The organism is Tanticharoenia sakaeratensis NBRC 103193 (assembly GCF_000963885.1).
Lineage (GTDB): Bacteria > Pseudomonadota > Alphaproteobacteria > Acetobacterales > Acetobacteraceae > Tanticharoenia > Tanticharoenia sakaeratensis.
Genome location: NZ_BALE01000066.1, coordinates 1 through 2,660, shown reverse-complemented (window position 1 = coordinate 2,660; position 2,660 = coordinate 1). Strand labels below are relative to the sequence as shown.

Below are 2,660 nucleotides of genomic sequence, written 5' to 3'. Positions count from 1 at the left end.
ATTTTCTGACAGGACCGAGCACGCATGGCTGACGACGCGCAACAGGGACAGAAGAGGACGCCGCGGTGGCCGTTTGTGGTGGCGGCGCTTGTGGTGGTCGGGTTCATCGCGGTGGTGCTTGCGATCATTTTCGTGCCGACAAGCCATGTGTGGACGGACGATGCGTATGTGACGGCGCATTATACCGTGGTGGCGCCGCGCGTGTCGGGGCAGGTGTTCTCGGTCGACGTGGACGACAACCAGCCGGTGCATGCGGGCCAAGTGCTGGCCACCCTCGATGATCGCGACTACCGCACGGCGCTGGCCTCGGCCCAGGCGACCCTCGCCCGCGACCGCGCCATGGCGCTCGACGCGCAGGCGGCCGTCACCCGGCAGCCCTCGCTCATCAGCGAGCAGCAGGCCGATGCCGAGCAGATCGAGGCCCGCCTCGCCTTCGCGCGCCAGAATGCGCGGCGCTACACCAACCTCGCCCAGAGCGGCGCCGGCACCACGCAGGAGCACCAGCAGTCCGATGCCGAGCAGCGCCAGCTCGAGGCCGATCTCGCCGGCGCCCGCGCGCGCATCACGGCCGCCCAGGACCAGCTCCCGATCCTGCGCGCCCAGCACGAGTCCGCGCTGGAGACGATCCATCTTGACGAGGCGCGCGTCCATCAGGCCGAGCTGGACCTGTCCTATACGAAGATCCGCGCGCTGATCGACGGCATGGTGGGCGAGAAATCCGTCCAGGTCGGCAACTACGTCTCGCCGGGGGCAGCGCTGATGGCGTTGGTGCCGCTGAACCAGATCTGGATCATGGCGAACTACCGCGAGCTCGCGCTGCGCCACATGCAGCCGGGCCAGCACGTGCGCATCCATGTCGATGCCTATGACGTCACGCTGGACGGGATCGTCGATTCCGTGCCGCCGGGATCAGGGGCCGCGTTCGAGCCGATCGCGCCCGAGAACGCGACGGGCAATTTCACCAAGATCGTGCAGCGCCTGCCGGTCAAGATCGTGCTGGCGCCGAACCAGCCGCTCGCAAGGCTGCTGCGCCTGGGCATGTCGGTCGAGACCACGGTCGATACGGGCCTGGCCGACGTCGCGGCGCACCAGAATACGGCGCCGGGCACGGTGACCGCGAAATGATCCGCCGTTCCCGTCTCCGCGCGGCCCTGTGCGCCTCGGCGCTCGCCGCGCCGCTGGCAATCGCGGGCTGCACCGTCGGTCCCGATTTCCACACGCCCCAGGTCACGAGCCCGCGCCAGTGGGGCGACGAGCCACGGACCGACAGCCGCCTGATCGCGGGCCAGATCGATACGCAGTGGTGGCACAGCTTCCACGATCCCGTGCTCGACAGCCTCGTCGATCGTCTGGCGGCGCAGAACCTCGACCTGCAGACCGCGGGGCAGCGGATCGACCAGGCCCGCGCCCAGATGCATGTCGCAGCCTCCGCCGGACTGCCGCAGGCGTCCTGGGCCGGGAGCTACGATTATCGCCATCTCAGCACGCACGGCATCTTCTCGCTGGCCCAGCCCCAGCCCGACGCCCATTTCCAGTTCGACTTCTTCGCCGAGGCCATCAGCGCGGGCTGGGATCTCGACCTGTTCGGCATGATCCGCCGCGCGGTCGAGGCCCAGCGCGCGGGCGAGCTGGAATCGCTCCAGGCCCGGCGCGCCGTGGCGCTGGCCGCCGTCTCGGATCTCGCCACCAGCTACATGCAGCTGCGCGGCGTGCAGGAGCAGGCGCGCATCACGCGCGACAACCTGGCCCTCGCCCAGCGCAACCTGGCGCTGGTGCAGAGCCGGTTCGGCAATGGCGTCGCGACCACGCTCGAGCTGGCGCAGGCCCGCGCGCAGGTCGCGCAGATCGCCTCCACCCTGCCCGACCTGGACGATCGCGAGGCGACGCTGATCAACGCGATCGGCTTCCTGCTCGCCCAGCCGCCCCGCGCGCTGGAGGCCGAGCTCAGGGCTCCCGGCGCCCAGCCGCCCGTGCCTCCCACGGTGCCCGTCGGCCTGCCAAGCGAGCTTGCGCGCCGCCGGCCGGACGTGCTGGCGGCGGAGGCGCGCCTGCACATGGCGACCGCCGAGGTCGGCATGGCGCAGGCCTCGTTCTATCCGGACATCACGCTGACCGGGAACATGGGCACGGAATCCCTCTCGGCCGCCGATTTCTTCGCCCTTCCCGCGCGCCAGTTCGCGGCCGGCCCGACCCTGAACGTGCCGGTGTTCCAGGGCGGACGCCTGATGGCGACCCTGCATCTGCGCCGCGCCCAGCAGAAGGAGGCGGCGATCGCCTTCCGCAAGACCGTGCTCGGCGCGTGGAACGACGTCGACAACGCCATGACGTCCTACACCCAGGCCCAGCGCGCCCGCGACCAGGTCCGCGAAGCCTTCACCCAGAACGAGGCGGCCCTCGCCGCCGCCCGCCAGCGCTACGCCGAAGGCGCCGCCGACTACCTGAACGTCGTCGCAGCCCAGGGGGCGCTCCTCGAAAGCCAGTCGGCACTCGCCGCCAACCAGACGAAGATCGAAACCACCCTCGTCGCCCTCTACCGCGCACTCGGCGGCGGATGGCAATACGCAGAGCCCGCACCCGGCACCGACGCCGCCCGCACCCAGGCCCACATCTCCACCAACCCACAGCCCGTCTTCTCAGGAACCGCAGAACTCATGCCGTGA

At 70.4% G+C, this 2,660-nt stretch carries 2 protein-coding genes; both read left to right on the top strand.

Going from position 1 to position 2,660, the window contains the following annotated elements; all coding sequences use genetic code 11:
* Positions 1 to 24: 24 nt before the first annotated feature.
* Entirely contained in the window at positions 25 to 1,125 is a 1,101-nt protein-coding gene (locus tag B8446_RS15825) for an HlyD family secretion protein (protein ID WP_048851336.1), read from the top strand.
* Positions 1,122 to 2,660 carry an efflux transporter outer membrane subunit gene (locus B8446_RS15820; protein WP_241767834.1) on the top strand — a complete coding sequence of 513 codons (1,539 nt, stop codon included), beginning with the start codon at positions 1,122 to 1,124 and terminating at the stop codon, positions 2,658 to 2,660. The genes B8446_RS15825 and B8446_RS15820 overlap by 4 nt, the downstream gene beginning before the upstream one ends.